Source organism: Bacillus sp. SIMBA_008, assembly GCF_046535495.1.
Lineage (GTDB): Bacteria > Bacillota > Bacilli > Bacillales > Bacillaceae > Bacillus > Bacillus subtilis.
Genome location: NZ_JAWRWL010000001.1, coordinates 157427 through 182801 on the forward strand (window position 1 = coordinate 157427; position 25375 = coordinate 182801).

Sequence of the window (25375 nt, forward strand, 5' to 3'; positions counted from 1 at the left end):
TGTGCTTTTTTGTTGATGCATGATAGTGACAGACAGAAAACATAAAAGAGGTGGGCCAATGAGTGTTCAAGAGCATAAACAAGAAGCTCCCGATATCGTTCGTTGCAAAGTGATTACTGTCAGTGACACGAGGACAGAGGAAACCGATAAAAGCGGCAAGCTGATGATCTCATTTTTAGAAGAAGCCGGTCATCATATTGCCGCATATGAAATTGTAAAAGACGAAAAGGATGCTTTGCAGCGGTCAGTGCTTGCAGGCTGCATGGATGAACAGACAGACGCGGTACTCTTAAACGGAGGGACAGGCATAGCAGATCGGGATGTCACAATTGAAGCCATAACGCCGCTGTTTTCGAAAGAACTGCCCGGCTTTGGAGAAATATTCAGGATGCTGAGTTATACAGAGGATATCGGCTCTGCCGCAATCATGTCGAGAGCAACTGCCGGCGTCATTCAGCATACCGCTGTTTTCTCAACGCCAGGCTCAAGCGGCGCGGTAAAGCTGGCAATGAATAAGCTGATTATTCCTGAACTTGCACATGTGGTCAGAGAAATCAGAAAAGACAAGTAAATGAATAAATACTATGAAACTTCACCTGAAATTTAGGTGAAGTTTTTTTATAAAAGGCTTGAAAAAACGAAACGTACTTGTTAAAGTGTATACATATAAAATGTATTTTTATTAAATATAATTTATTTTTATACAAAATAGAAACACGGTTGAGAGGGGAATTTTATCATGTCAGAACAGAAAAAAGTCGTATTAGCATACTCAGGGGGTCTTGATACTTCCGTCGCAATAAAATGGCTTCAGGAGCAAGGATATAATGTAATCGCCTGCTGTCTGGATGTCGGTGAGGGCAAAGATTTGGCATTTGTTCAGCAGAAAGCGCTTGAAGTCGGCGCGACAAACTCCTACGTGATCGATGCAAAAGAAGAATTTGCACAGGACTACGCGCTTATTTCTTTGCAGGCCCACACGATGTATGAAGGAAAATACCCGCTTGTTTCGGCATTATCTCGACCGCTGATCGCGAAAAAACTGGTTGAAATTGCGGAAAAAGAAGATGCACAGGCGATTGCCCACGGATGCACAGGGAAAGGAAATGACCAGGTTCGTTTTGAAGTCTCCATTAAATCATTAAACCCTGATCTTGAAGTCATCGCGCCGGTTCGCGAATGGCAGTGGTCACGTGAAGAAGAAATTGAATATGCGGCTAGCCGCGGCATTCCGATTCCGATCAATCTTGACAGCCCGTATTCTATCGACCAAAACCTCTGGGGACGCGCCAATGAGTGCGGCATTTTAGAAGATCCATGGGCGGCGCCGCCAGAAGGTGCATACGATTTAACAGCTCCGCTGGAAAAAACGCCGGACACGCCGGAAGTGATTGAAATTGCATTTGAACAGGGCGTGCCTGTCTCCATTGACGGTGTTTCCTACTCGCTTTCTGAGCTGATCTTGAAGCTGAATGAAATGGCGGGGGCGCACGGTGTCGGACGTATCGACCACGTGGAAAACCGCCTCGTCGGCATTAAATCCCGGGAAGTATACGAATGCCCTGGTGCGATGACACTGATCAAAGCGCATAAAGAATTAGAAGATTTGACACTGGTGAAAGAGGTAGCCCACTTTAAACCGATCATCGAGCAAAAAATGTCAGAAATCATTTATAACGGCTTATGGTTCTCGCCGTTAAAAGACGCGCTGCACGCTTTCTTAAAAGAAACGCAAAAGCATGTCACAGGCATTGTCCGCGTGAAGCTGTTTAAAGGCCATGCAATTGTAGAAGGACGTAAATCGGAATACTCTCTATATGATGAAAAACTTGCAACATATACAAAAGACGATGCATTTGATCACCATGCAGCAATCGGATTTATCGAGCTTTGGGGACTTCCGACAAAAGTGAACAGCATCGTGAAAAAGAAGGAGCAGATTAAAGCATGAAGAAGCTTTGGGGAGGCCGATTTCAAAAAACACCGGAAAAATGGGTCGACGAGTTCGGCGCGTCCATATCATTTGACCAACACTTAGTTGCTGAAGACATTACAGGGTCTCTCGCACATGCTGCCATGCTGAAAAAATGCGGTATTCTGACAGCAGAAGAAGAGCTGAAAATCCGAGAGGGCCTGAATACCCTTTTGCAAAAAGCAGAGGAGGGAACATTGGAATTCTCAGTCGATTATGAGGATATTCATTTGAACATTGAGAAAATGCTCATTGACGAAATCGGTCCTCTTGGCGGCAAGCTGCATACCGGCAGAAGTCGGAATGACCAGGTGGCGACTGACATGCATTTATACTTGAAGAATCATGTCGGCCACATCATCGAGCTGATTGAGGCATTCCAAAGTGCGCTGATTGAAAAGGCGGAAGCGAACGTTGAAACGATTCTGCCGGGCTACACACATCTGCAGCGCGCCCAGCCGATTTCATTCGCTCACCATCTGCTTGCGTATTTCTGGATGCTTGAGCGCGACAAGGAGCGTTTTCAGGATTCGATGAAGCGGATTAACAAATCTCCGCTCGGCTGCGGGGCGCTCGCGGGAACAACCTTCCCAATTGACCGTGATTATTCAGCAGAACTGCTCGGCTTTGATGCCATTTATGAAAACAGCTTGGACGGCGTCAGCGACAGAGACTTCATTTTGGAGTTTTTAAGCAACAGCAGTATGCTGATGATGCACCTATCCCGTTTCTCTGAAGAAATCATTTTATGGTGCTCGCAGGAGTTTAAATTCATCGAGCTTGACGATACGTACGCAACAGGAAGCAGCATGATGCCGCAAAAGAAAAACCCTGATATGGCGGAGCTGATCCGCGGCAAAACAGGGCGCGTATACGGCGATATGATGGGTCTGTTTACGATCATGAAAGGACTTCCGCTCGCTTACAACAAAGATCTGCAGGAAGACAAAGAGGGCATGTTTGACACGGTGAAAACGGTGGAGGGCAGCCTGCAAATCTTCACAGGCATGATCCAAACAATGACTGTAAACAAAGACGTCATGAAGCAAGCAACAAAACAAGACTTTTCAAACGCGACGGAACTGGCCGATTATTTAGCTAAAAAAGGAATGCCGTTCAGAGAAGCGCATGAAGTGGTCGGGAAACTTGTGTACACATGCATCGAAAGAGGGATCTATTTAAGCGATATGCCGTTTGGCGAGTTTCAGCAGGCGAGCACACTATTCGAAGAAGATATTTACACTGTGTTAGACCCTTACTACGCAGTTGAAAAAAGAATGAGCGCCGGGGGCACCGGATTCAAACAGGTAAAGCAGGCGCTTGAAAAAGCGAAAGCTTGCGTGGCAGCAGGAGTTTGTTAAAATTTCCTTCATAAAATCCCGTCATTATAGCCAACCTACCTCTATAATGATGGGAGGCAGAATGATGAAAAAAGAACCGGAACGCTATATTTATGATGAACAAGAAAGCCAGGAGACAACAAGGCTCATTTCAGAAGCATATCAAAGCGGTTATGTCGATATGCCTGATCAGGAGTCTTCATCTCCTGCAGAATAAGCTGTCTGTACAGACAGCTTTTTTTGTATGCCAAAGTGTAAAAAGTGATATTGCAAGCCTTTTATAGTAAAGTAGAAGAAGAAACACTTTATTGAAAGCGGCGACGTTGCTTTGGGAGGTATTCATGTGCGACATGCTTTAATTACTGCCGGTTCGAAGGGTTTAGGCCGCAAAGTGACTGAAACGTTGCTTGCAAAGGGGTATTCAGTAACAGTCAATTACAGACAGGATGAGGAGGCAGTCAGCCGCCTGAAGGAAGCCTGTCCCGATTGTCTTGACCGGCTGCAATTTGTAAAAGGTGATGTCACCAAAAAAGAAGATCTGCTGCGTATTGCAGAGGCTGCCTTAAACCGCTTCGGAAGGATCGACTTTTTGATTAACAACGCGGGACCATACATATTTGAACGTAAAAAGTTAGCCGATTATACTGATGATGAATGGTATGGCATGCTGGAAGGAAATTTAAGCGCCGTCTTTCATTTATTCAAAGCGGTTATTCCTATTATGAGAAAACAGCAATTTGGACGCATCATTACGTACGGATTCCAAGGTGCGGCTCACGCGCCCGGCTGGCTTCACCGATCGGCATTTGGCGCTGCAAAAGTGGGCTTGGCTTCTTTGACGAAGACAATTGCCATTGAAGAAGCCGAATTCGGCATAACCGCCAACATGGTTTGCCCGGGAGACATTGTCGGCGACATGAAAGAAGCATCGATAGAGGAAGCAAGAATGCGAATCGGCAAAGAAAAAACGCCGATAGGAAGATCCGGTACAGGCGAGGATATCGCCCGGATTATCGCTTTCTTGTGTGAGGAGAACTCAGACCTTGTGACTGGGACTGTCATTGAAGCCACCGGAGGCCTCAATGTCATTAACAAGAATCAAACAACATAAGTTTTTCAGCTTTTTAAAAAGGGAAAATAAAAAAATCAAAATCATGTGACGAGGTGAAAGAAATGAAAGTGACATATCACGGACATTCTGTAATCACAGTGGAAACGAAGGACCATCATATTATTTTTGATCCGTTTTTAACAGGGAATTCATTAACGGATATAAAGCCGGAGGATGTAAAAGCGGATGTCATCTTATTAACGCACGGCCACAATGACCATGTCGGTGATACTGAACAAATCGCCAAGCAAAATAACGCGTTGGTTATAGCTCCGAACGAGCTTGCTGTGTACTTAGGCTGGAAAGGCTTGAATGTTCATCCAATGCACATCGGCGGCTCCCGCCAGTTCGATTTTGGAAAAGTGAAGCTCACACAGGCCTTTCATGGATCAGCCATCACAGATGAAGAAAACAAAACGATCACTTACACAGGCATGCCTGCCGGTATTTTGCTGACTGTAGAAGATAAAACGATTTTCCACGCGGGCGATACGGCTCTTTTCTCTGATATGAAACTCATTGGCGAATTGAATCATATCGACCTTGCTTTCCTGCCGATTGGCGATAACTTTACGATGGGGCCTGAAGACGCCAAGCTTGCCGCTGAATGGCTGCGCGCAAAACAGGTCGTGCCGGTGCATTACAATACATTCCCGGTCATCGAACAAGACCCAGAAGCATTCGCTGACAGCCTGCCGGGCGGAGTCGGCAAAGTCATGTCGGTCGGTGAGACGATCGAGCTTTAAACCGTGAAACCATCTCTAGGAGATGGTTTTTTATTTTCCAGCCTCATTGCGTATAAATCCTTTGAAACCTTATAATAAAAACAAGAAGACTGTCCTTAGAGGTGAAAGGCTTGGCAACGAAGCATGAACAAATTTTAACGTATATCGATTCACTGCCTGTCGGTGAAAAAATTTCTGTCCGAAGAATTGCAAAGGAAATGAAAGTAAGCGAAGGAACCGCGTACAGAGCGATCAAGGAAGCAGAGAATAAAGGGTTTGTCAGCACAATTGAACGTGTGGGCACAATCAGAATTGAACAAAAGAAAAAAGAGAACATTGAAAAGCTTACCTATGCAGAGGTTGTAAATGTTATAGACGGACAAGTGCTCGGAGGCAGGGCAGGGCTCCATAAGACATTGAATAAATTCGTCATCGGCGCGATGGAGCTTGACGCGATGATGCGTTACACCGCAGCGGGGAATCTTTTGATTGTCGGAAACAGAATCAATGCACACAGGCAGGCGCTTGAAGCGGGCGCGGCCGTATTGGTGACCGGGGGCTTTAACACGGATGACAGCATTGTGCAGCTGGCAGATGAGCTTGAACTGCCGATTTTATCCACGAGCTATGACACCTTTACAGTTGCCGCGATGATTAACCGGGCAATTTATGACCAGCTGATCAAAAAAGAAATTGTTTTAGTGGAGGACATCCTAACACCTGCTGACCGCACGGTATATCTTTCGCCTAAGGATAAACTTGAAAAATGGTATGAGAAAAATTTTGAAACGGGGCACGGCCGCTTCCCGGTTGTCGACGATCAAATGAAAATCCATGGCATTCTGACATCAAAAGATATTGCTGGCCATGACCGAAATGCATCTATAGAAAAAGTTATGACCAAAAATCCCGTCACGGTTATTGGGAAAACATCTGTCGCTTCAGCTGCGCAAATGATGGTATGGGAAGGGATCGAAGTGCTTCCCGTCACTGACGGCCACCAAAAACTCATCGGCATGATCAGCCGCCAAGACGTATTGAAAGCTCTTCAAATGATTCAAAAGCAGCCGCAGGTCGGGGAGAAGCTTGATGATATCGTTTCAAGGGGGTTTAAAGATGAGGGTGATGATAAAGAAGATCAAACGGTTTACGAGTATGAAGTCACGCCGCAAATGACAAATCAGCTTGGAACCATTTCTTATGGCGTATTTACGACCATTTTGACGCAAGCGGCAAACCGATTTTTGCGCTCGAAAAAACGCGGCGAACTCGTCATAGAGAGCATCACCATCTTCTTTTTGAAGCCTGTGCAGATGGAATCAGTCATCGAAGTCAAACCTCGCATCTTGGAGGCTGGCAGAAAGTTTGGGAAAATGGAAGTGGAAGTGCACAGCCAAGGTCATATCGTGTCTAAAGCGATGCTGATGGTTCAGCTGATGGAAAGAAGCTAAGGGACGTTCAGGCGCCCCTTACGCGTGATCTCTTTCAGCTTCTTTGGCGTGAAGGGGATTGTAATGCCTGAAGGCTTTATAACCTGCCCAAGCGCTTCCTGCTCCTATGACGATAAAGATACCGCCGATTACTAACGTTAATACTGAATGGAATAATATCATTTGGTTGAGCCCGTAGAACAGGACTAGTGACCCTAAGGCCATGCTTGATTTTGCTGAACATATTTCTTTTGCCAAAGATGGCTTTGCCCGTACGCCTTTTACTTTATAGTACACATAAAAGCAGGCGGAAAGCCCAATCAAAAAAACAAGAACCAGCATAAATGAAATCCTCCATCGTAAAAGTTTACAAACCCATTTTATACAAAAACGGGCTTGGTTTTGACGTTATTTTTCTTTTCCGTCGGCAGAGAATGTGATTTAATGAATAAAAACAATAAAGGAGTATCAAATGAAAACAGAATTGATCAGAACCATATCATTATATGACACGATTATCTTACATAGACATGTGCGTCCTGATCCGGATGCCTACGGATCACAGTGCGGGCTTACGGAAATCCTGCGTGAAACATATCCTGAAAAAAATATTTTTGCGGTCGGCACGCCTGAACCGTCCCTCTCTTTCTTATATTCCCTTGATGAGGTGGACAATGAAACATATGAAGGCGCACTTGTCATTGTCTGCGATACGGCAAATCAGGAAAGAATCGACGATCAGCGTTATCCTTCAGGCGCCAAACTAATGAAAATCGACCACCATCCGAACGAAGATCCATACGGTGACCTTCTCTGGGTCGATACAAGCGCCAGCTCAGTAAGTGAAATGATTTACGAGCTGTATTTAGAAGGAAAAGAGCACGGCTGGAAGCTGAATACGAAAGCGGCAGAGCTGATCTACGCCGGCATTGTTGGAGATACCGGACGCTTTTTATTTCCGAATACCACGGAAAAAACATTAAAATATGCAGGCGAGCTCATTCAGTATCCATTCTCTTCCTCAGAGTTATTTAATCAATTGTATGAAACAAAACTGAATGTGGTGAAGCTTAACGGCTTTATCTTTCAAAATGTGTCTTTGTCCGAAAACGGGGCGGCTTCTGTTTTCATCAAAAAGGATACGCTTGAAAAATTCGGCACAACGGCTTCTGAAGCGTCACAGCTTGTTGGGACGCTTGGCAATATCTCAGGTATTCGCGCCTGGGTGTTTTTCGTAGAAGAAGACGATCAAATCAGAGTCAGATTCCGTTCGAAGGGGCCTGTCATTAACGGACTTGCCCGGAAATATAACGGCGGAGGGCATCCGTTAGCTTCAGGCGCCTCTATTTACAGCTGGGATGAAGCTGATCGGATTTTAGCTGATCTGGAAACATTATGTAAAGAACACGAGTAGAGGGGAGACCCTCTCTCTTAGTGTTCATCTGTGACGGGGATGAACCAGCAGCCGAAATCAGTAAGGTCCTCGTAGACTTGGAGATTGTGTGATTGAAGTTCTTTTTTGATGAGGGAAGCGAGTGAGTTTGTTTCGGCATATGCAGAAAAACCTTGTCTGAGACGGGCTGCTTGATCTTTTGCTAACTGACGGTCACTGTAAACCTCCATTTCCCTTCCTCCTTCCTTTCGCCATTAAGCCTCACATATAGTTTATAAAAAAGAATGGGAAAAAGCGACAGAAGTTTGGAGAATTTAAAAAAAATCCATAATTATGTGGCGAAAGATATTTCAAGTTCCACTGTCAGCCTCGTATAAATAATCAATTCTCTGACGGTTGCCTCGTATTTTTTTTCATTGATCATATAGACTTTATTTTCAATTGTCCGCTTCAAGAGATCCTTTGTTTGATAGACGCTCTCTATGTCTTTTGTAATCACCTCTGAAATATCATCCTTTACATGCTCCTCGAATTTCGTTTTATCCGGCTGTGATATTTTATATTTATCCCCATTCAGCAATTTGACGCTGACGCTTTGAATCAGCAGTTTTCTTTTATTATCTTCATTCAGTTTATGGAGGTCTTCCTGATAGATCGAAATTTGATTGTTCAAGTCTTTTACATGCTCTTTTTGCTTTTCGATGAGGCTGACCTGCTCCTCTTGGAATGTTCCGTAGGTAAACAGGAAAAAGAACCAGCTGATTACGGCTCCGCACATCATTCCCGCGAAAAAACGCTGCCATCCCGGTTTTTTGTAATGCTGGGGGACCCTCATGAAGAAAGATGCTCCTGGGTCAGCCATGATATAATGAGCCAGCCGCTTTGCGCGCCTCCCATGGCCGAAATAATTAAAAGAAGCTGTTTAAAGATATCTCTCGTATTGCCTTCGAGTATGCCGCGTTCAAAGCTGTATACCGCATCAAAGGTGCCTCCGATAGCTGCGACAAGCGCCCATATTTTTAACCGGTTGGCAAGCTTTGTAATGGCTGTAAGCGGGGGTTCGCCTGCCAAATATGCTCCGAGCCCTCCAATGAGTGCGCCCCCGATCAGCACCCCTAACGCAATGAAGTAGCTATTGATAAAATTCACCATAAATCCTGCTTCCTGATCCATCTTTATCACCTCACCTTTTATATCATATTGAGCTTTCAGGACAAGTATGATGATGAGTCAAAAAAGAACATTTGTTTCTTTTGGAAACCGGCCTTATAATGAGGGAAGAAATGAATCGTAATGAGAAAGAGGTGATAGCATGTCTTTTGTTCACCTGCAAGTGCATAGCGGGTACAGCCTGCTAAACAGCGCCGCGGCTGTGGAAGAGCTCGTCAGTGAAGCTGACAGGCTCGGATATGCGTCTTTGGCGCTGACAGATGATCATGTCATGTACGGAGCTATTCAATTTTATAAAGCTTGCAAGGCGAGAGGGATCAACCCAATAATCGGTTTGACGGCTTCTGTTTTTACGGATGACAGCGAGCTTGAAGCATACCCGCTCGTCCTGCTGGCAAAATCAAATACAGGCTATCAAAACCTGCTGAAAATCAGCAGCGTTCTGCAATCTAAATCAAAAGGCGGACTGAAGCCGAAATGGCTTCACAGTTATCGAGAAGGGATTATCGCAATAACGCCCGGCGAAAAAGGATATATTGAAACGCTTCTTGAAGGAGGGCTGTTCGAACAGGCTGCTCAAGCCTCGCTGGAATTTCAGTCTATATTCGGAAAGGGAGCTTTTTATTTCTCCTATCAGCCTTTTAAAGGGAATCAAGTCTTGTCTGAGCAGATTCTAAAGCTGTCAGAAGAAACGGGTATCCCTGTTACGGCCACAGGCGATGTGCATTACATAAGGAAGGAAGATAAGGCTGCCTACCGTTGTCTGAAAGCGATTAAAGCGGGGGAAAAACTGACGGATGCACCCGCTGAAGATTTGCCTGATCTCGATTTGAAACCACTCGAAGAAATGCAAAACATTTATCGAGAGCATCCCGAGGCACTGCAAGCTTCTGTAGAGATCGCGGAACAATGCCGGGTTGACGTCAGTCTCGGGCAGACCCGTCTACCGTCTTTTCCGACCCCAGACGGAACGTCCGCTGATGATTATTTAACGGATATCTGTATGGAGGGACTCCGCAGCCGTTTCGGCAAGCCTGATGAACGATACCTTCGCCGTCTTCAATATGAGCTTGATGTCATCAAGCGGATGAAGTTCAGCGATTACTTTCTGATCGTGTGGGATTTTATGAAGCACGCCCATGAAAAAGGGATTGTTACAGGACCGGGAAGGGGTTCTGCGGCAGGTTCTCTTGTGGCATATGTGCTGTATATCACAGATGTTGACCCGATTAAGCATCACCTTCTGTTTGAAAGATTTTTAAATCCCGAGCGCGTCAGCATGCCGGATATTGATATTGACTTTCCCGATACTAGAAGGGATGAAGTCATTCAATATGTTCAGCAGAAATACGGTGCAATGCACGTCGCACAGATTATCACCTTTGGAACACTTGCGGCAAAGGCGGCGCTCCGGGACGTCGGCAGAGTATTCGGCGTCAGCCCGAAGGAGGCAGATCAGCTTGCAAAACTCATTCCTTCAAGACCGGGAATGACGCTGGATGAAGCGAGACAGCAGTCACCGCAGCTGGATAAGCGGCTTCGGGAGTCAAGCCTGCTTCAGCAAGTCTATTCAATTGCCCGGAAAATAGAAGGGCTGCCAAGGCATGCATCAACCCACGCAGCGGGCGTTGTCCTGAGTGAAGAACCGTTAACAGATGTTGTTCCGCTTCAAGAAGGGCATGAAGGGATCTATTTAACGCAATACGCGATGGACCATCTTGAAGACTTGGGCCTTTTAAAAATGGATTTCTTAGGTTTGAGGAATCTGACACTTATTGAATCTATCACTTCAATGATTGAAAAAGAAGAAAATATTAAAATAGACCTTTCAAGTATTTCCTACAGCGATGACAAAACGTTCTCCTTGCTGTCAAAAGGGGATACGACAGGCATTTTCCAGCTTGAATCTGCAGGGATGAGAAGCGTCTTGAAACGGCTGAAACCTTCGGGCCTAGAAGATATTGTGGCGGTCAATGCACTGTACCGGCCGGGTCCGATGGAAAATATTCTGTTATTTATCGACCGTAAACACGGCCGGGCGCCTGTTCACTATCCTCATGAAGATTTAAGGAGCATTTTGGAAGATACATATGGCGTCATTGTGTATCAGGAACAAATTATGATGATTGCTTCCCGTATGGCGGGGTTTTCTTTAGGCGAAGCGGACCTATTGAGAAGGGCGGTCAGCAAAAAGAAAAAAGAAATCCTGGACAGAGAGCGAAGCCATTTTGTTGAAGGGTGCTTAAAAAAGGAGTATTCTGTAGACACTGCAAATGAGGTCTACGATTTAATCGTCAAATTCGCAAACTATGGCTTTAACAGAAGCCATGCGGTGGCATACAGCATGATCGGGTGCCAGCTTGCGTATTTGAAAGCTCATTATCCGTTATATTTTATGTGCGGATTGCTGACAAGCGTCATTGGCAATGAGGATAAAATCTCTCAATATCTTTACGAAGCAAAGGGGAGCGGGATTCGTATCCTTCCTCCGTCAGTGAATAAAAGCAGTTTTCCGTTTACAGTTGAAAACGGATCTGTCAGATACAGCCTCCGCGCGATAAAAAGTGTAGGCGTCTCAGCAGTCAAAGATATATATAAAGCAAGAAAAGAGAAACCATTTGAAGATCTTTTCGATTTCTGCTTTCGCGTGCCGTCAAAAAGCGTAAATCGCAAAATGCTTGAAGCACTTATCTTTTCTGGTGCGATGGACGAATTCGGCCAAAACCGGGCCACGCTGCTCGCATCCATTGATGTTGCTTTGGAACATGCTGAGCTATTCGCCGCGGACGATGACCAAATGGGATTGTTTTTAGATGAATCGTTTTCAATTAAGCCGAAGTATGTGGAGACGGAGGAGCTTCCTCTGGTGGATTTACTTGCGTTTGAAAAGGAAACGCTTGGCATTTATTTTTCAAATCATCCCCTCTCCGCCTTCCGAAAACAGCTCACTGCGCAAGGAGCAGTCTCCATTCTGCAGGCTCAGCGGGCAGTCAAAAGGCAGCTTTCACTAGGCGTTCTGCTGTCGAAGATCAAAACGATTCGGACGAAAACAGGTCAAAACATGGCGTTTTTAACGCTCAGTGATGAAACCGGCGAGATGGAAGCCGTAGTCTTCCCTGAACAATTCAGACAGCTTTCTCCCGTTTTAAGAGAAGGCGCTCTTTTGTTCACAGCGGGGAAATGTGAAGTTAGACAAGATAAGATCCAATTCATCATGTCCCGGGCAGAATTATTAGAAAATATGGATGCAGAAAAAGCGCCATCGGTTTATATAAAAATAGAAAGCAGTCAGCACAGCCAGGAGATCCTGGCAAAGATTAAGCGCATTTTGCTGGAGCATAAAGGGGAAACAGGCGTTTATCTCTATTATGAAAGGCAAAAACAGACGATTAAGCTACCTGAGTCGTTCCATATCAATGCAGATCACCAGGTGTTATATCGCTTAAAAGAGCTGTTGGGTCAAAAAAACGTCGTTTTAAAACAGTGGTAACGATTCGCTTTTTGTTATACAATTGGAGCAATTATGTGATCCTGTTTAAATATTCAGATAGATTTACTCCGCAGAATGCAGCAATCAACGCAGCAGTATACGAATCAAAAAATATCCATAAGGAGTGTTTAGGAGAATGTCATTAAGAGAAGAAGCATTACACCTGCATAAAGTCAACCAGGGGAAACTGGAGTCTAAATCAAAAGTAGAGGTCAGAAATGCGAAAGATCTAAGCCTCGCGTATTCTCCGGGTGTTGCAGAACCGTGTAAGGATATTCATGAAGACATTAACAAAGTATATGATTATACAATGAAGGGGAACATGGTAGCAGTTGTAACTGACGGTACAGCTGTACTTGGCCTTGGAAACATCGGCCCTGAAGCGGCGCTTCCTGTTATGGAAGGGAAAGCAGTTCTTTTCAAAAGCTTTGCGGGCGTAGATGCGTTCCCGATTGCTTTAAACACAAACGATGTTGATAAAATCGTTGAAACTGTAAAATTGCTGGAACCAACATTTGGCGGCGTCAACCTTGAAGATATTGCAGCGCCAAACTGCTTTATCATTGAAGAGCGCCTCAAAAAAGAAACAAACATCCCGGTTTTCCATGATGATCAGCACGGTACTGCCATTGTAACCGTAGCAGGTCTTGTGAACGCGCTGAAACTGTCTGGAAAATCCATGTCATCCATTAAAGTTGTCGCAAACGGCGCGGGTGCGGCTGGCATTGCGATTATCAAGCTTCTTCATCATTATGGCGTTCGCGACATTGTGATGTGCGATTCCAAAGGGGCCATTTATGAAGGGCGCCCGAACGGCATGAACGATGTCAAAAATGAAGTGGCGAAGTTCACGAACCAAGATCGCAAAGACGGTTCTCTGAAAGATGTCATCGTTGATGCTGACGTATTTATCGGTGTCTCTGTAGCAGGCGCGTTAACAAAAGAAATGGTTCAAAGCATGGCAAAAGATCCGATTATCTTTGCAATGGCAAATCCAAATCCGGAAATCATGCCGGAAGATGCGCGTGAAGCCGGAGCAAGCGTTATCGGAACTGGCCGTTCTGACTTCCCGAACCAAGTAAACAATGTTCTTGCATTCCCTGGTATTTTCCGCGGAGCACTTGATGTGCGTGCCACTCATATTAACGAGGAAATGAAAATCGCAGCGGTTGAAGCCATTGCTTCACTGGTTTCAGAAGATGAGCTTAGCGCAGACTATGTCATCCCTGCACCGTTTGATAAGCGTGTTGCGCCTGCTGTTGCGAAGGCTGTGGCAAAAGCTGCGATGGAAACAGGTGTTGCAAGAATCACTGTTGACCCTGAGGAAGTCGCAGAAAAAACAAGAAAACTTACGATTATTGGTGAATAATTTTAATTCATTCCAAAAATGGCAGCGCGTTGGCGGAGACCGGCGCGCTGTTCTCAAGTTAAACTGACGGCTGAAATTTTTTTAGGGGGTTAGCCTTAAAAAAATTTCAGCCGGGTTTAACATTATTTTTGAATGCGCTGTCAACCTTGTCGTTTCAACACCTTATCTGATTTCATACAAGCCTTTCCGAGCACGTCATCGAATAAAAAGTTGTCGAATTGAGGATGACAGCGTTTGACAAAAAAAGTACAATAGTTTCGGTAAAGTTATTAGCAAGTCTATCTGTTTGATGACATGCGGTGAAGAGAACCCTTCACAAAAGGGAGGTAATCATTTGTTAAAGGATATATTCACGAAAAAGAAAAAGTATGCTTCCGTACCATCTGATCAAGCGAAGCACGATGTTCCGGAAGGCATTATGACAAAATGTCCTAAGTGTAAAAAAATCATGCTCACTAAAGAGTTGGATAAAAATATGCGGGTATGCATGAACTGCGATTATCATTTCCCAATGAACGCAAAACAGCGTATCGAAAGCTTGATGGATGAAAAATCCTTTGAGGAATTCAATCAGGGAATGCTCTCGGAAAATCCGCTTGGTTTCCCGGGATATCTGGAAAAGCTTGAAAAAGATCGCGAGAAAACATCCTTAAACGAGGCTGTTGTGACAGGCAAGGGCACCATCGGCGGACACCCGGCTGTAGTCGCCGTCATGGACTCTTCATTCAGAATGGGCAGCATGGGTTCAGTCGTCGGTGAAAAAATCACGCTTGCGATTGAAAAAGCAAAAGCTGATAAAGTTCCGTTTATTATTTTTACGGCTTCAGGCGGCGCTAGAATGCAGGAAGGCGTATTAAGTTTGATGCAGATGGCTAAGACAAGCTCTGCGTTAAAACTGTTCAGTGAAGAACAGGGTCTTATTATTTCAGTAATGACGCATCCGACTACCGGGGGCGTATCAGCAAGCTTTGCATCCCTTGGCGATTACAATTTCGCTGAGCCTGGCGCGCTGATCGGTTTTGCCGGAAGACGGATTATTGAACAGACAATAGGAGAAAAACTGCCTGAGGACTTCCAAACGGCTGAATTTTTATTAAAACATGGACAGCTTGATGCGGTTATTCATCGCGACGATATGAAAAAAACGTTAGAAAATCTGCTGGATATGCATCAAACAGGAGGTGACATTGAGTGGCTCCAAGATTAGAATTTGAGAAACCGGTGATTGAACTGCAAACCAAAATCGCCGAACTAAAAAAATTCACCCAAGATTCCGATATGGATCTAAGTGCGGAAATCGAACGGCTCGAAGACCGTCTCGCTAAGCTTCAGGATGATATTTACAAAAATCTGAAGCCATGGGACCGGGTTCAAATCGCGCGTCTGGCGGACCGTCCGACAACTCTTGATTATATCGAACACCTGTTTACCGACTTTTTTGAATGTCACGGAGACAGAGCGTACGGGGACGATGAAGCCATTGTCGGCGGGATTGCGAAGTTCCACGGCCTCCCTGTAACGGTAATCGGGCATCAGCGCGGCAAAGACACGAAGGAAAACCTAGTCCGCAATTTTGGGATGCCGCATCCTGAAGGCTACAGAAAAGCGCTTCGTCTGATGAAACAGGCTGACAAATTTAACAGACCAATTATCTGTTTTATTGATACGAAGGGGGCATACCCTGGACGAGCAGCTGAAGAAAGAGGACAAAGTGAAGCTATTGCCAAAAACCTGTTTGAGATGGCCGGTCTTCGAGTGCCTGTTATCTGCATCGTCATTGGTGAAGGCGGAAGCGGCGGAGCCCTTGGTCTGGGTGTAGGGAATCACTTGCATATGCTGGAAAACTCTACTTATTCTGTTATTTCTCCGGAAGGTGCCGCGGCACTTTTATGGAAGGACTCCAGTCTTGCTAAAAAAGCAGCAGAAACAATGAAAATCACTGCGCCGGATTTAAAAGAATTAGGTATTATAGATCATATGATTAAAGAAGTAAAAGGCGGAGCGCACCATGATGTGAAGCTGCAGGCAAGCTATATGGACGAAACCCTTAAACAATCGTTAAAAACTTTGCTGAAGCTGAGCGAAGAAGAATTAGTTCAGCAGCGCTATGAAAAATATAAAGCAATTGGCAAAGTCTCGGTTGAAGATCAATATATCGGGGTAAACTAAATAAACGTGAAGCCTTTGGCTCACGTTTATTTTTTGTGACATTCCTTAAATTTTATTTAAAAACAATTTATTTAATTGTATAATAGGTAAGGTTTCATAGGGAGGATGGAGATCCCTTTTCATTGTTTTTAGGGCAATGATCATGTTATGTTTAATCATATATGTTGCTGAGGTGAATGGAGAATGAAACGTATAGGGGTATTAACGAGCGGCGGGGATTCCCCGGGAATGAACGCAGCAGTTCGCGCAGTAGTCAGAAAAGCGATCTATCATGACGTTGAAGTTTACGGTATTTACAACGGATACGCGGGATTGATCAGCGGAAAGATTGAAAAGCTTGAACTCGGATCAGTAGGCGATATTATACATCGTGGAGGGACTAAGCTTTATACGGCGAGATGTCCTGAATTCAAAACAGTTGAAGGCCGTGAAAAAGGGATAGCAAACTTGAAGAAGCTTGGTATTGAAGGCCTTGTTGTTATCGGCGGAGACGGTTCCTATATGGGTGCGAAAAAATTAACGGAACACGGGTTTCCATGTGTAGGTGTACCGGGTACAATTGATAATGACATTCCGGGCACTGATTTTACAATCGGTTTCGATACAGCTTTAAATACAGTAATTGACGCAATTGATAAGATTCGCGATACAGCGACTTCTCATGAACGTACATATGTAATCGAAGTAATGGGTCGTCATGCCGGCGATATCGCATTGTGGGCCGGTCTTGCAGGGGGCGCGGAATCGATCTTAATCCCTGAGGCAGACTATGACATGCACGAAATCATTGCCCGCTTAAAACGCGGCCACGAACGCGGCAAGAAGCACAGTATTATTATTGTTGCCGAAGGTGTAGGCAGCGGTGTTGAATTCGGGAAACGCATTGAAGAAGAAACAAATCTTGAAACTAGGGTATCTGTATTGGGCCATATCCAGCGCGGCGGTTCTCCGAGTGCTGCTGACCGTGTGTTAGCAAGCCGTCTCGGCGCATATGCAGTTGAACTGCTGCTTGAAGGAAAAGGCGGACGCTGTGTAGGTATACAAAACAATAAGCTTGTAGACCATGATATTATAGAAATACTGGAGACAAAACACACAGTTGAGCAAAACATGTATCAGCTTTCAAAGGAACTGTCTATCTAATGTACAGCTGAAGGCTGAAGATTTCAGAAGGAAGTGAACCAAATGAGAAAAACTAAAATTGTTTGTACCATCGGTCCGGCAAGTGAAAGTATTGAAATGCTTACGAAATTAATGGAGTCAGGAATGAACGTGGCTCGATTAAACTTTTCTCACGGAGATTTTGAGGAGCACGGTGCAAGAATTAAAAATATCCGCGAAGCAAGTAAAAAACTTGGCAAGAACGTTGGAATTCTGCTTGATACAAAAGGTCCTGAAATCCGCACACATACAATGGAAAACGGCGGTATTGAGCTTGAAACAGGCAAAGAGCTCATTATTTCAATGGACGAGGTTGTAGGAACAACAGATAAAATTTCAGTGACATATGAAGGTTTAGTCCATGACGTTGAACAAGGTTCAACGATTCTGTTAGATGACGGCCTTATCGGTCTTGAGGTACTTGATGTAGATGCCGCTAAACGCGAAATCAAAACAAAAGTATTAAACAACGGAACACTCAAAAATAAAAAAGGTGTTAACGTACCGGGCGTAAGTGTCAATCTTCCGGGGATTACTGAAAAGGATGCGCGAGACATCGTTTTCGGTATTGAGCAAGGAGTAGACTTCATCGCACCATCTTTCATTCGACGTTCCACGGATGTGCTCGAAATCCGTGAGCTTCTTGAAGAGCACAACGCTCAGGATATTCAAATCATCCCTAAAATCGAAAACCAAGAGGGCGTTGACAACATCGATGCGATTCTCGAAGTGTCTGACGGCTTAATGGTTGCACGCGGAGACTTAGGTGTGGAAATTCCAGCTGAAGAAGTGCCGCTTGTGCAAAAAGAACTGATAAAAAAATGCAACGCGCTGGGCAAACCTGTTATTACAGCAACACAAATGCTTGACAGCATGCAGCGCAACCCGCGTCCGACTCGTGCGGAAGCAAGTGACGTTGCAAACGCGATCTTCGACGGAACAGATGCGATCATGCTTTCTGGTGAAACTGCTGCCGGAAGTTACCCGGTTGAAGCAGTTCAAACAATGCATAACATCGCGTCCCGTTCTGAAGAAGCATTAAATTATAAAGAAATTCTCTCAAAACGCAGAGACCAAGTGGGCATGACAATTACAGACGCAATTGGACAATCTGTCGCACATACGGCGATTAACCTGAATGCTGCTGCGATCGTAACGCCGACAGAAAGCGGCCATACAGCACGTATGATTGCAAAATACCGTCCGCAGGCTCCGATTGTTGCGGTTACTGTAAATGACTCTATTTCCAGAAAGCTTGCCCTCGTATCTGGTGTATTCGCGGAAAGCGGCCAAAATGCGAGCTCAACAGATGAGATGCTTGAGGATGCTGTCCAAAAATCATTGAACAGCGGAATTGTAAAACACGGCGATCTTATCGTTATTACAGCTGGCACTGTCGGTGAGTCCGGCACTACGAACTTAATGAAGGTTCATACTGTCGGCGATATCATCGCTAAAGGCCAAGGCATTGGACGCAAATCAGCTTACGGTCCGGTTGTCGTTGCACAAAATGCAAAAGAAGCTGAGCAAAAAATGACTGACGGTGCGGTACTTGTTACCAAAAGCACTGACCGTGATATGATTGCATCCCTTGAAAAAGCGTCTGCTCTCATTACAGAAGAAGGCGGCTTGACTAGCCATGCTGCGGTAGTCGGATTAAGCCTTGGCATCCCGGTTATCGTGGGTCTGGAAAATGCGACATCTATTTTGACAGATGGCCAGGATATTACAGTTGACGCTTCCAGAGGCGCAGTCTATCAAGGCCGTGCGAGCGTTCTTTAATTACAGGTGAAAACGGAAGGGGAATCCCTTCCTTTTCTCTTTATCATGCCTTTTGTTGAACAGAACGTGTTACACGTGTGGGGGGCTTGGATATGAGATTTTTGTTTTTGCTTTTTATTGTGTTTCCGGCAATAGAAATCGGCATATTCCTATTTTTAGGCAAGCTGATTGGCATTTTACCGACAGTTCTATTCATGATTATGACTGGCATTATCGGCGCAGCAGCTGCAAAAAAACAAGGAACCGAAGTGTATTATAAGGTTCAGCGTGATCTTCAATATGGCAAAATGCCGGGAGAAGCGATTGCTGACGGTCTGTGCATTTTCATTGGCGGTCTATTGCTGATGCTTCCGGGCTTTTTATCAGATTTGGCCGGCGCCTGTCTTCTTATCCCGTTTACCCGCGGCTGGTGTAAGCCGATTCTGTTCAAATGGCTGAGAGGTATGTCGAAGAATAAGCGGATCATCATCAAATAAAAAACGGCAGCCATGAAAAAACGGCTGCCGTTTTATTTTTGCTGAACGGTGATATAGGACCATATTTCTTTTAATGCGCCTGTTGTGATGAAGGCTTGGATGATGACGAGTACAGCCGGTCCCGCAATCAGTCCTAAAAACCCGAATAATTTAAAGCCGGCAAACAGGGCGATGAGTGTTGCCAGCGGATCGATCCCGATAGATTTACTTAGTATCTTGGGCTCTGTCAGCTGCCGCTGAATAAGAACGACGAGGTACAGGATACCAATTCCGATTGCTTGGGGCAGCTGGCCCGTAATCGATAAATACAAAATCCAGGGCACAAATACGGAGCCGGCACCTAAGTAAGGGAGAAGATCTACAAGCCCGATTAAAAAAGCAATTGTTGCGGCGTGTTCAACCTTTAAGAGAGAAAGGCCGATAAATACAATCACCATCGTGATGAAAACGAGGACGGCTTGTGCTTTGATAAAACCAGCCATTGCTTTTTTTAATTCGCTGCTGATCGCTTTGCTGTTAGCTGTCACACGATCCGGCAGAATTAAAACAAGCATGGCTTTAAGCTTATGCCAATCCTTTGTCATAAAAAAGGTTGCCAGAAGAGAAAAAATCAGAACCGCCGCCGTATTGGGAAGAAGAGCGAAAAATCTCGGGATCATCTCTAGAATGTGGGACAGCAGGAGCCCGGCATTTTTAGCGGCAGAATCTCCGAGTGTCTGGATATGAGTGACGATGGAAGCCTGCTGGTTCGTTTCCAATTCTTGAAACAAAAGAGTTAACTCGTTATAGAGCGGCTGAATATGAGTTGTAAACAATTTTTCGCAATATGAAATAAACGTGCTGATATGCGGAGGCAGCGTTTTTGCTAGATAGGCTGTTCCCGTTACGATTTCGGCTACCAGAATGGTAAGGACGCCGAAGGCTGCGAGCAGAAAAAAAGCAAGAACGCCCAGAACATTTATCGTTCGGGGGAATCCTGTCACTTTGTCCAAATAATCGACAACAGGATGAATCACTGAAGAAAGAATAAGGGCGATCAGGAACGGATAAGTTAACGGAAACGAATAATAGGCCGCAGCTATCGACCCTGCGGTCATTGATATGACAAAGAGGGTTCTGAAAAAAATAGTGATATAAGATTGATTCACGAAAACGGTCCTCCTCTCGTCAGCATGTCCTATTTTTTATATGTATTCACGCTGCGGCTGAATATGAATACATTCATCTTAAAGGAGGGATGGCATGTGTTTACACAAGCGAATTTATTTTTAATTTTACTCTTGGCTATCGCACTTATCGCAAAAAACCAATCATTGCTCTTTGCTGTATCCGTCCTTTTGATCATCAAAATCGTTGGGCTTGATCAGAAATTATTTCCGACCATCCAGTCAAAAGGCATTAACTGGGGTGTGACCATTATTACCATCGCCGTTCTTGTCCCGATTGCCACGGGAGAAATCGGATTTAAGCAGCTTGGAGAAGCAATGCGGTCTTCCTACGCATGGATCGCCCTTGGAGCGGGGATCGCAGTGGCGCTGATTGCAAAAAACGGCCTGGCCCTGCTTGAAAATGATCCGCATATTACAACTGCTCTCGTGATCGGGACCATTCTTGCAGTCGCGCTTTTTGGAGGAGTTGCGGTGGGGCCGCTGATCGGAGCGGGGATTGCTTATTTAGCCATGCAGATCGTAAAACTGTTCACTTCATAACAAAAAGCGGCCTTAAAGCCGCTTTTTTTTGTATGCAAAAACCCGCAAATAAAGGCGTTTTTTCGGGGAAATCACAGAATGAAAAAAAAAATTATAGGTAAACATTTAACAAATGTCTGATTATTGTTTATAATGAGAATAGGCTTAAACTTAAATAAGCTTATAAGAATTTGTTATGTTCTTTCATAAGCAAAGGGTTTTAGTTCCAGCAGCCAGTAAAATGTAAGCATTTTCTTTTTGGGGGAGAGAAATACTTGCATCGTGCTTTTTAAGTAAGCCTCATGTTTTTACAACACTCTTAAAGGGGAAATTTATTGAAAAGGAGATGTTATATATGACAGCGACACGCGGTCTTGAAGGGGTTGTAGCAACAACATCATCTGTTAGTTCTATTATTGATGATACCCTTACATATGTGGGGTATGATATCGATGATTTGACAGAGAATGCAAGTTTTGAAGAAATCATCTACTTGCTTTGGCATCTAAGGCTGCCAAACAAAAAAGAGCTTGAAGAGTTAAAGCAGCAGCTTGCAAAGGAAGCTGCCGTTCCGCAAGAAATTATTGAGCACTTCAAATCTTATTCCCTCGAAAATGTTCATCCCATGGCTGCTCTTCGGACAGCAATTTCATTACTAGGCCTGCTAGACAGCGAGGCTGATACCATGAACCCGGAAGCCAACTACAGAAAGGCGATCCGCCTTCAGGCAAAGGTGCCTGGCCTGGTTGCAGCGTTTTCCAGAATTCGCAAGGGTCTTGAGCCTGTTGAACCGAGAGAAGATTACGGTATTGCGGAGAATTTTCTTTACACATTAAACGGTGAAGAGCCTTCACCAATTGAGGTTGAAGCCTTCAACAAAGCATTGATTTTACATGCTGACCATGAGCTGAACGCGTCAACGTTCACAGCGAGGGTCTGCGTCGCAACACTTTCAGACATCTATTCAGGCATTACTGCAGCAATCGGCGCGCTGAAAGGGCCTCTTCACGGCGGAGCGAATGAAGGCGTTATGAAAATGCTGACAGAAATCGGTGAAGTGGAAAACGCTGAGCCGTACATCCGCGCTAAACTTGAAAAGAAAGAAAAAATCATGGGATTCGGCCACCGTGTGTATAAGCATGGTGATCCGCGCGCGAAGCATCTGAAAGAAATGAGCAAGCGCCTGACCAACCTGACAGGCGAAAGCAAATGGTATGAGATGTCGATTCGTATAGAAGACATCGTCACATCAGAGAAAAAGCTTCCGCCTAACGTTGATTTCTATTCGGCTTCTGTATATCACAGCCTCGGTATTGACCATGATTTGTTTACACCGATTTTTGCTGTAAGCAGAATGTCCGGCTGGCTCGCTCATATTCTTGAGCAGTATGACAACAACCGTCTGATCCGCCCGCGGGCAGATTACACAGGCCCTGACAAACAAAAATTCGTTCCGATTGAAGAAAGAGCCTAAAGAACCATTGGAGGCTGGCTTGCGTCAATGAGGTTAGCCTCTTGTTCAGAACATCAAAATTGGGTTACACTTTAAATTGAATGTTAGGAAAAAACATTTTATTTTCTATATAAGAAAAATAAAATGTTTTCTAAATATGAATTACATACTGGGAGGTTTTTATTGTGGCACAAGGTGAAAAAATTACAGTCTCTAACGGAGTATTAAACGTACCAAACAACCCGATTATCCCATTTATCGAAGGAGACGGAACCGGTCCTGATATTTGGAACGCGGCTTCGAAGGTTTTGGAAGCAGCAGTAGAAAAAGCATACAAAGGCGAAAAGAAAATTACATGGAAAGAAGTTTACGCCGGAGAAAAGGCTTATAATAAAACAGGTGAGTGGCTCCCTGCTGAAACATTAGATGTGATCCGCGAATATTTCATCGCGATTAAAGGCCCGTTAACGACACCTGTCGGCGGCGGTATCCGTTCTTTGAACGTAGCGCTCAGACAAGAGCTTGACCTATTCGTCTGCTTAAGACCTGTAAGATACTTTACTGGAGTGCCGTCACCGGTAAAACGCCCTGAAGATACTGATATGGTCATCTTCCGTGAAAATACAGAAGATATTTACGCAGGCATCGAGTATGCAAAAGGCTCTGAAGAAGTGCAAAAGCTTATCAGCTTCCTTCAAAATGAGTTAAACGTCAACAAAATCCGTTTCCCTGAGACATCAGGTATCGGCATTAAGCCTGTTTCAGAAGAAGGAACAAGCCGCTTGGTCAGAGCTGCCATTGATTATGCGATCGAGCATGGCCGCAAATCTGTAACGCTTGTTCACAAAGGAAACATCATGAAGTTCACAGAAGGCGCCTTCAAAAACTGGGGCTATGAACTTGCTGAAAAAGAATACGGAGATAAAGTCTTTACATGGGCTCAATATGACCGCATTGCTGAAGAACAAGGAAAAGACGCTGCCAACAAAGCGCAAAGCGAAGCGGAAGCAGCAGGAAAAATCATTATCAAAGACAGCATTGCTGACATTTTCCTTCAGCAGATCTTAACGCGTCCAAACGAGTTTGATGTCGTTGCGACAATGAACTTGAACGGAGATTACATTTCAGATGCTCTTGCTGCGCAAGTCGGCGGAATCGGCATTGCTCCTGGAGCGAACATCAACTACGAAACAGGACATGCGATTTTCGAAGCGACGCACGGAACGGCTCCTAAATATGCAGGCCTTGATAAAGTAAACCCATCTTCGGTTATTCTTTCAGGTGTTCTGCTTCTTGAGCATTTAGGATGGAACGAAGCGGCTGATTTGGTTATCAAATCTATGGAAAAAACAATCGCTTCCAAAGTCGTAACTTACGATTTTGCCAGATTAATGGACGGGGCGACTGAAGTGAAATGTTCAGAGTTCGGAGAAGAACTGATCAAAAACATGGACTAAGCAAGGAAAAAGCCTAAAACTAGCCATAAAGGAGAAGAGAGACATGGGAAATACTCGTAAAAAAGTTTCTGTTATCGGAGCAGGTTTTACCGGAGCTACAACTGCATTTTTAATCGCTCAAAAAGAGCTGGCAGACGTTGTTCTTGTTGACATTCCGCAATTGGAGAACCCGACAAAGGGAAAAGCGCTTGATATGCTTGAAGCAAGCCCGGTTCAAGGCTTTGACGCAAAAATTACGGGAACATCCAATTACGAGGATACAGCTGGCTCTGACATTGTTGTCATTACAGCCGGTATCGCAAGAAAACCTGGTATGAGCAGAGATGATCTGGTCTCTACAAACGAAAAGATTATGAGAAGCGTTACGCGGGAAATCGTGAAATATTCTCCTGACTCTATTATTGTGGTGCTGACAAATCCTGTTGATGCAATGACATACGCGGTGTACAAAGAATCAGGCTTCCCTAAAGAGCGTGTAATCGGCCAGTCCGGTGTGCTTGATACGGCAAGATTCAGAACATTTGTGGCAGAGGAATTAAACCTGTCAGTGAAAGATGTGACTGGTTTCGTACTCGGCGGACACGGTGACGATATGGTTCCGCTTGTGCGTTATTCTTATGCTGGCGGTATCCCGCTTGAAACTCTTATTCCGAAAGAACGGATTGACGCAATTGTGGAGCGTACTAGAAAAGGCGGAGGCGAAATCGTGAATCTTCTTGGAAACGGAAGCGCGTATTATGCGCCTGCGGCTTCTCTGACAGAAATGGTCGAAGCGATCTTGAAAGATCAGCGCCGCGTCCTTCCTACAATTGCTTATCTTGAAGGGGAATACGGCTATGAAGGCATCTACCTTGGTGTTCCGACAATTGTAGGCGGCAACGGTCTTGAGCAAATCATTGAACTTGAACTGACAGACTATGAAAGAGCGCAGCTGAATAAATCAGTTGAATCTGTCAAAAATGTCATGAAAGTATTATCCTAATAAAAAGGGAGAAAGGCTTGCTTAATACAGCCTTTCTCTTTTTACTATAAATGAAAGCGTTATCATAAACGTCTTTATTTCTTTTAAAAATGATGTAAAAGGCGAATTGTCGGAATGTCCTGCTTTCGCTAAAATAAAATCATGAAACATGTTAAGATGACATAAAATAGAGAAATAGGATGTCGGGGAATTATAATACTGGAGGCA

Annotated in this window: 24 protein-coding genes; 19 read left to right on the plus strand and 5 right to left on the minus strand. The window is 44.6% G+C overall.

Annotated features, from left to right (window positions below; translation table 11 throughout):
- Positions 1 to 58 precede the first annotated feature (58 nt).
- From SB658_RS00805 to SB658_RS00835, 7 genes are all read left to right on the plus strand, one after another.
- Positions 59 to 571, plus strand: coding sequence for a MogA/MoaB family molybdenum cofactor biosynthesis protein (locus SB658_RS00805; RefSeq protein ID WP_003229354.1), 513 nt, complete (start codon positions 59 to 61; stop codon positions 569 to 571).
- Positions 572 to 739: 168 nt separating this feature from the next.
- Positions 740 to 1951 (plus strand): argininosuccinate synthase, encoded by a 1212-nt coding sequence (locus SB658_RS00810; protein WP_003229357.1) that lies wholly within the window; start codon positions 740 to 742, stop codon positions 1949 to 1951.
- Positions 1948 to 3333 carry an argininosuccinate lyase gene (argH, locus tag SB658_RS00815; protein ID WP_072175312.1) on the plus strand — a complete coding sequence of 462 codons (1386 nt, stop codon included), beginning with the start codon at positions 1948 to 1950 and terminating at the stop codon, positions 3331 to 3333. The genes SB658_RS00810 and argH overlap by 4 nt, the downstream gene beginning before the upstream one ends.
- 61 nt (positions 3334 to 3394) lie before the next feature.
- Positions 3395 to 3529 (plus strand): hypothetical protein, encoded by a 135-nt coding sequence (locus SB658_RS00820; protein WP_004399018.1) that lies wholly within the window; start codon positions 3395 to 3397, stop codon positions 3527 to 3529.
- 126 nt (positions 3530 to 3655) lie between these two features.
- Positions 3656 to 4423, plus strand: coding sequence for an SDR family oxidoreductase (locus tag SB658_RS00825; RefSeq protein WP_004398521.1), 768 nt, complete (start codon positions 3656 to 3658; stop codon positions 4421 to 4423).
- 62 nt (positions 4424 to 4485) lie between these two features.
- The gene (locus SB658_RS00830) at positions 4486 to 5169 is read left to right on the plus strand and encodes a metal-dependent hydrolase (protein WP_003245964.1); all 684 of its coding nucleotides are present in this window, start codon (positions 4486 to 4488) and stop codon (positions 5167 to 5169) included.
- A 110-nt stretch (positions 5170 to 5279) separates the two neighbouring features.
- Positions 5280 to 6599: a CBS domain-containing protein gene (locus SB658_RS00835; RefSeq protein WP_004398641.1), complete on the plus strand. Its 1320-nt coding sequence runs from the start codon at positions 5280 to 5282 to the stop codon at positions 6597 to 6599.
- Positions 6600 to 6617: 18 nt separating this feature from the next.
- On the opposite strand, the gene SB658_RS00840 is transcribed toward SB658_RS00835, so the two are convergent.
- Complete coding sequence (locus SB658_RS00840) at positions 6618 to 6920, minus strand: YtpI family protein (protein WP_003229401.1); 303 nt, start codon at positions 6918 to 6920, stop codon at positions 6618 to 6620.
- Between the two features lie 130 nt (positions 6921 to 7050).
- Between SB658_RS00840 and nrnA the strand changes: the two genes are divergently transcribed.
- A complete protein-coding gene (gene nrnA, locus SB658_RS00845) occupies positions 7051 to 7992 on the plus strand; it encodes a bifunctional oligoribonuclease/PAP phosphatase NrnA (protein WP_004398971.1) in 942 nt (313 codons plus the stop codon).
- A gap of 17 nt (positions 7993 to 8009) precedes the next feature.
- On the opposite strand, the gene SB658_RS00850 is transcribed toward nrnA, so the two are convergent.
- From SB658_RS00850 to ytrH, 3 genes are all read right to left on the minus strand, one after another.
- On the minus strand, positions 8010 to 8201 hold the full coding sequence (locus SB658_RS00850) for a YtzJ family protein (RefSeq protein WP_003229407.1): 192 nt from the start codon (positions 8199 to 8201) through the stop codon (positions 8010 to 8012).
- 101 nt (positions 8202 to 8302) lie between these two features.
- Positions 8303 to 8806, minus strand: a complete 504-nt coding sequence (gene ytrI / locus SB658_RS00855) for a sporulation membrane protein YtrI (RefSeq protein ID WP_003229408.1) — start codon at positions 8804 to 8806, stop codon at positions 8303 to 8305.
- The gene (gene ytrH, locus SB658_RS00860) at positions 8803 to 9144 is read right to left on the minus strand and encodes a sporulation membrane protein YtrH (protein WP_003229410.1); all 342 of its coding nucleotides are present in this window, start codon (positions 9142 to 9144) and stop codon (positions 8803 to 8805) included. The genes ytrI and ytrH overlap by 4 nt, the downstream gene beginning before the upstream one ends.
- Before the next feature lie 139 nt (positions 9145 to 9283).
- On the opposite strand from ytrH, the gene dnaE reads away from it, so the two are divergent.
- From dnaE to SB658_RS00895, 7 genes are all read left to right on the plus strand, one after another.
- Complete coding sequence (dnaE, locus tag SB658_RS00865) at positions 9284 to 12631, plus strand: DNA polymerase III subunit alpha (RefSeq protein WP_410601007.1); 3348 nt, start codon at positions 9284 to 9286, stop codon at positions 12629 to 12631.
- A gap of 136 nt (positions 12632 to 12767) precedes the next feature.
- Positions 12768 to 14000: an NADP-dependent malic enzyme gene (gene ystJ / locus SB658_RS00870; protein ID WP_014664951.1), complete on the plus strand. Its 1233-nt coding sequence runs from the start codon at positions 12768 to 12770 to the stop codon at positions 13998 to 14000.
- A gap of 334 nt (positions 14001 to 14334) precedes the next feature.
- Complete coding sequence (accD, locus tag SB658_RS00875; protein ID WP_024573337.1) at positions 14335 to 15207, plus strand: acetyl-CoA carboxylase, carboxyltransferase subunit beta; 873 nt, start codon at positions 14335 to 14337, stop codon at positions 15205 to 15207.
- Entirely contained in the window at positions 15192 to 16169 is a 978-nt protein-coding gene (gene accA, locus SB658_RS00880) for an acetyl-CoA carboxylase carboxyl transferase subunit alpha (RefSeq protein WP_003229417.1), read from the plus strand. Before accD ends, accA begins: the two co-directional genes overlap by 16 nt.
- Positions 16170 to 16352: 183 nt before the next feature.
- Complete coding sequence (gene pfkA, locus SB658_RS00885; protein WP_003229420.1) at positions 16353 to 17312, plus strand: 6-phosphofructokinase; 960 nt, start codon at positions 16353 to 16355, stop codon at positions 17310 to 17312.
- A gap of 42 nt (positions 17313 to 17354) precedes the next feature.
- Positions 17355 to 19112: a pyruvate kinase gene (gene pyk, locus SB658_RS00890; RefSeq protein ID WP_004398560.1), complete on the plus strand. Its 1758-nt coding sequence runs from the start codon at positions 17355 to 17357 to the stop codon at positions 19110 to 19112.
- A gap of 92 nt (positions 19113 to 19204) precedes the next feature.
- Positions 19205 to 19588 (plus strand): FxsA family protein, encoded by a 384-nt coding sequence (locus SB658_RS00895; RefSeq protein WP_038429450.1) that lies wholly within the window; start codon positions 19205 to 19207, stop codon positions 19586 to 19588.
- A gap of 32 nt (positions 19589 to 19620) precedes the next feature.
- Here the strand turns inward: SB658_RS00895 and ytvI are convergent, their stop codons facing one another.
- Positions 19621 to 20736, minus strand: coding sequence for a sporulation integral membrane protein YtvI (ytvI, locus tag SB658_RS00900; protein WP_029318231.1), 1116 nt, complete (start codon positions 20734 to 20736; stop codon positions 19621 to 19623).
- Between the two features lie 96 nt (positions 20737 to 20832).
- Here ytvI and SB658_RS00905 point away from each other — a divergent pair, with 96 nt between their 5' ends.
- The 4 genes from SB658_RS00905 (at position 20833) to mdh (ending at position 25168) form a co-directional block, all read left to right on the plus strand.
- Entirely contained in the window at positions 20833 to 21297 is a 465-nt protein-coding gene (locus SB658_RS00905) for a DUF441 domain-containing protein (protein ID WP_015251478.1), read from the plus strand.
- Between the two features lie 334 nt (positions 21298 to 21631).
- A complete protein-coding gene (citZ, locus tag SB658_RS00910) occupies positions 21632 to 22750 on the plus strand; it encodes a citrate synthase (protein ID WP_004398810.1) in 1119 nt (372 codons plus the stop codon).
- A 164-nt stretch (positions 22751 to 22914) separates the two neighbouring features.
- Positions 22915 to 24186, plus strand: coding sequence for an NADP-dependent isocitrate dehydrogenase (icd, locus tag SB658_RS00915; protein WP_003229433.1), 1272 nt, complete (start codon positions 22915 to 22917; stop codon positions 24184 to 24186).
- 43 nt (positions 24187 to 24229) lie between these two features.
- On the plus strand, positions 24230 to 25168 hold the full coding sequence (gene mdh / locus SB658_RS00920) for a malate dehydrogenase (RefSeq protein ID WP_003237775.1): 939 nt from the start codon (positions 24230 to 24232) through the stop codon (positions 25166 to 25168).
- Positions 25169 to 25375: the final 207 nt, after the last annotated feature.

Bases quoted from the DNA above. Each gene is read 5' to 3' on its own strand.
- citZ (WP_004398810.1), top strand. From the start codon at position 21,632: ATGACAGCGACACGCGGTCTTGAAGGGGTTGTAGCAACAACATCATCT.
- SB658_RS00850 (WP_003229407.1), bottom strand. From the start codon at position 8,201: ATGGAGGTTTACAGTGACCGTCAGTTAGCAAAAGATCAAGCAGCCCGT.
- ystJ (WP_014664951.1), top strand. From the start codon at position 12,768: ATGTCATTAAGAGAAGAAGCATTACACCTGCATAAAGTCAACCAGGGG.
- SB658_RS00805 (WP_003229354.1), top strand. From the start codon at position 59: ATGAGTGTTCAAGAGCATAAACAAGAAGCTCCCGATATCGTTCGTTGC.
- ytrI (WP_003229408.1), bottom strand. From the start codon at position 8,806: ATGAGGGTCCCCCAGCATTACAAAAAACCGGGATGGCAGCGTTTTTTC.
- pyk (WP_004398560.1), top strand. From the start codon at position 17,355: ATGAGAAAAACTAAAATTGTTTGTACCATCGGTCCGGCAAGTGAAAGT.
- SB658_RS00840 (WP_003229401.1), bottom strand. From the start codon at position 6,920: ATGCTGGTTCTTGTTTTTTTGATTGGGCTTTCCGCCTGCTTTTATGTG.
- argH (WP_072175312.1), top strand. From the start codon at position 1,948: ATGAAGAAGCTTTGGGGAGGCCGATTTCAAAAAACACCGGAAAAATGG.
- SB658_RS00820 (WP_004399018.1), top strand. From the start codon at position 3,395: ATGATGAAAAAAGAACCGGAACGCTATATTTATGATGAACAAGAAAGC.
- SB658_RS00830 (WP_003245964.1), top strand. From the start codon at position 4,486: ATGAAAGTGACATATCACGGACATTCTGTAATCACAGTGGAAACGAAG.
- nrnA (WP_004398971.1), top strand. From the start codon at position 7,051: ATGAAAACAGAATTGATCAGAACCATATCATTATATGACACGATTATC.
- mdh (WP_003237775.1), top strand. From the start codon at position 24,230: ATGGGAAATACTCGTAAAAAAGTTTCTGTTATCGGAGCAGGTTTTACC.
- SB658_RS00895 (WP_038429450.1), top strand. From the start codon at position 19,205: ATGAGATTTTTGTTTTTGCTTTTTATTGTGTTTCCGGCAATAGAAATC.
- SB658_RS00810 (WP_003229357.1), top strand. From the start codon at position 740: ATGTCAGAACAGAAAAAAGTCGTATTAGCATACTCAGGGGGTCTTGAT.
- ytrH (WP_003229410.1), bottom strand. From the start codon at position 9,144: ATGGATCAGGAAGCAGGATTTATGGTGAATTTTATCAATAGCTACTTC.
- pfkA (WP_003229420.1), top strand. From the start codon at position 16,353: ATGAAACGTATAGGGGTATTAACGAGCGGCGGGGATTCCCCGGGAATG.
- dnaE (WP_410601007.1), top strand. From the start codon at position 9,284: ATGTCTTTTGTTCACCTGCAAGTGCATAGCGGGTACAGCCTGCTAAAC.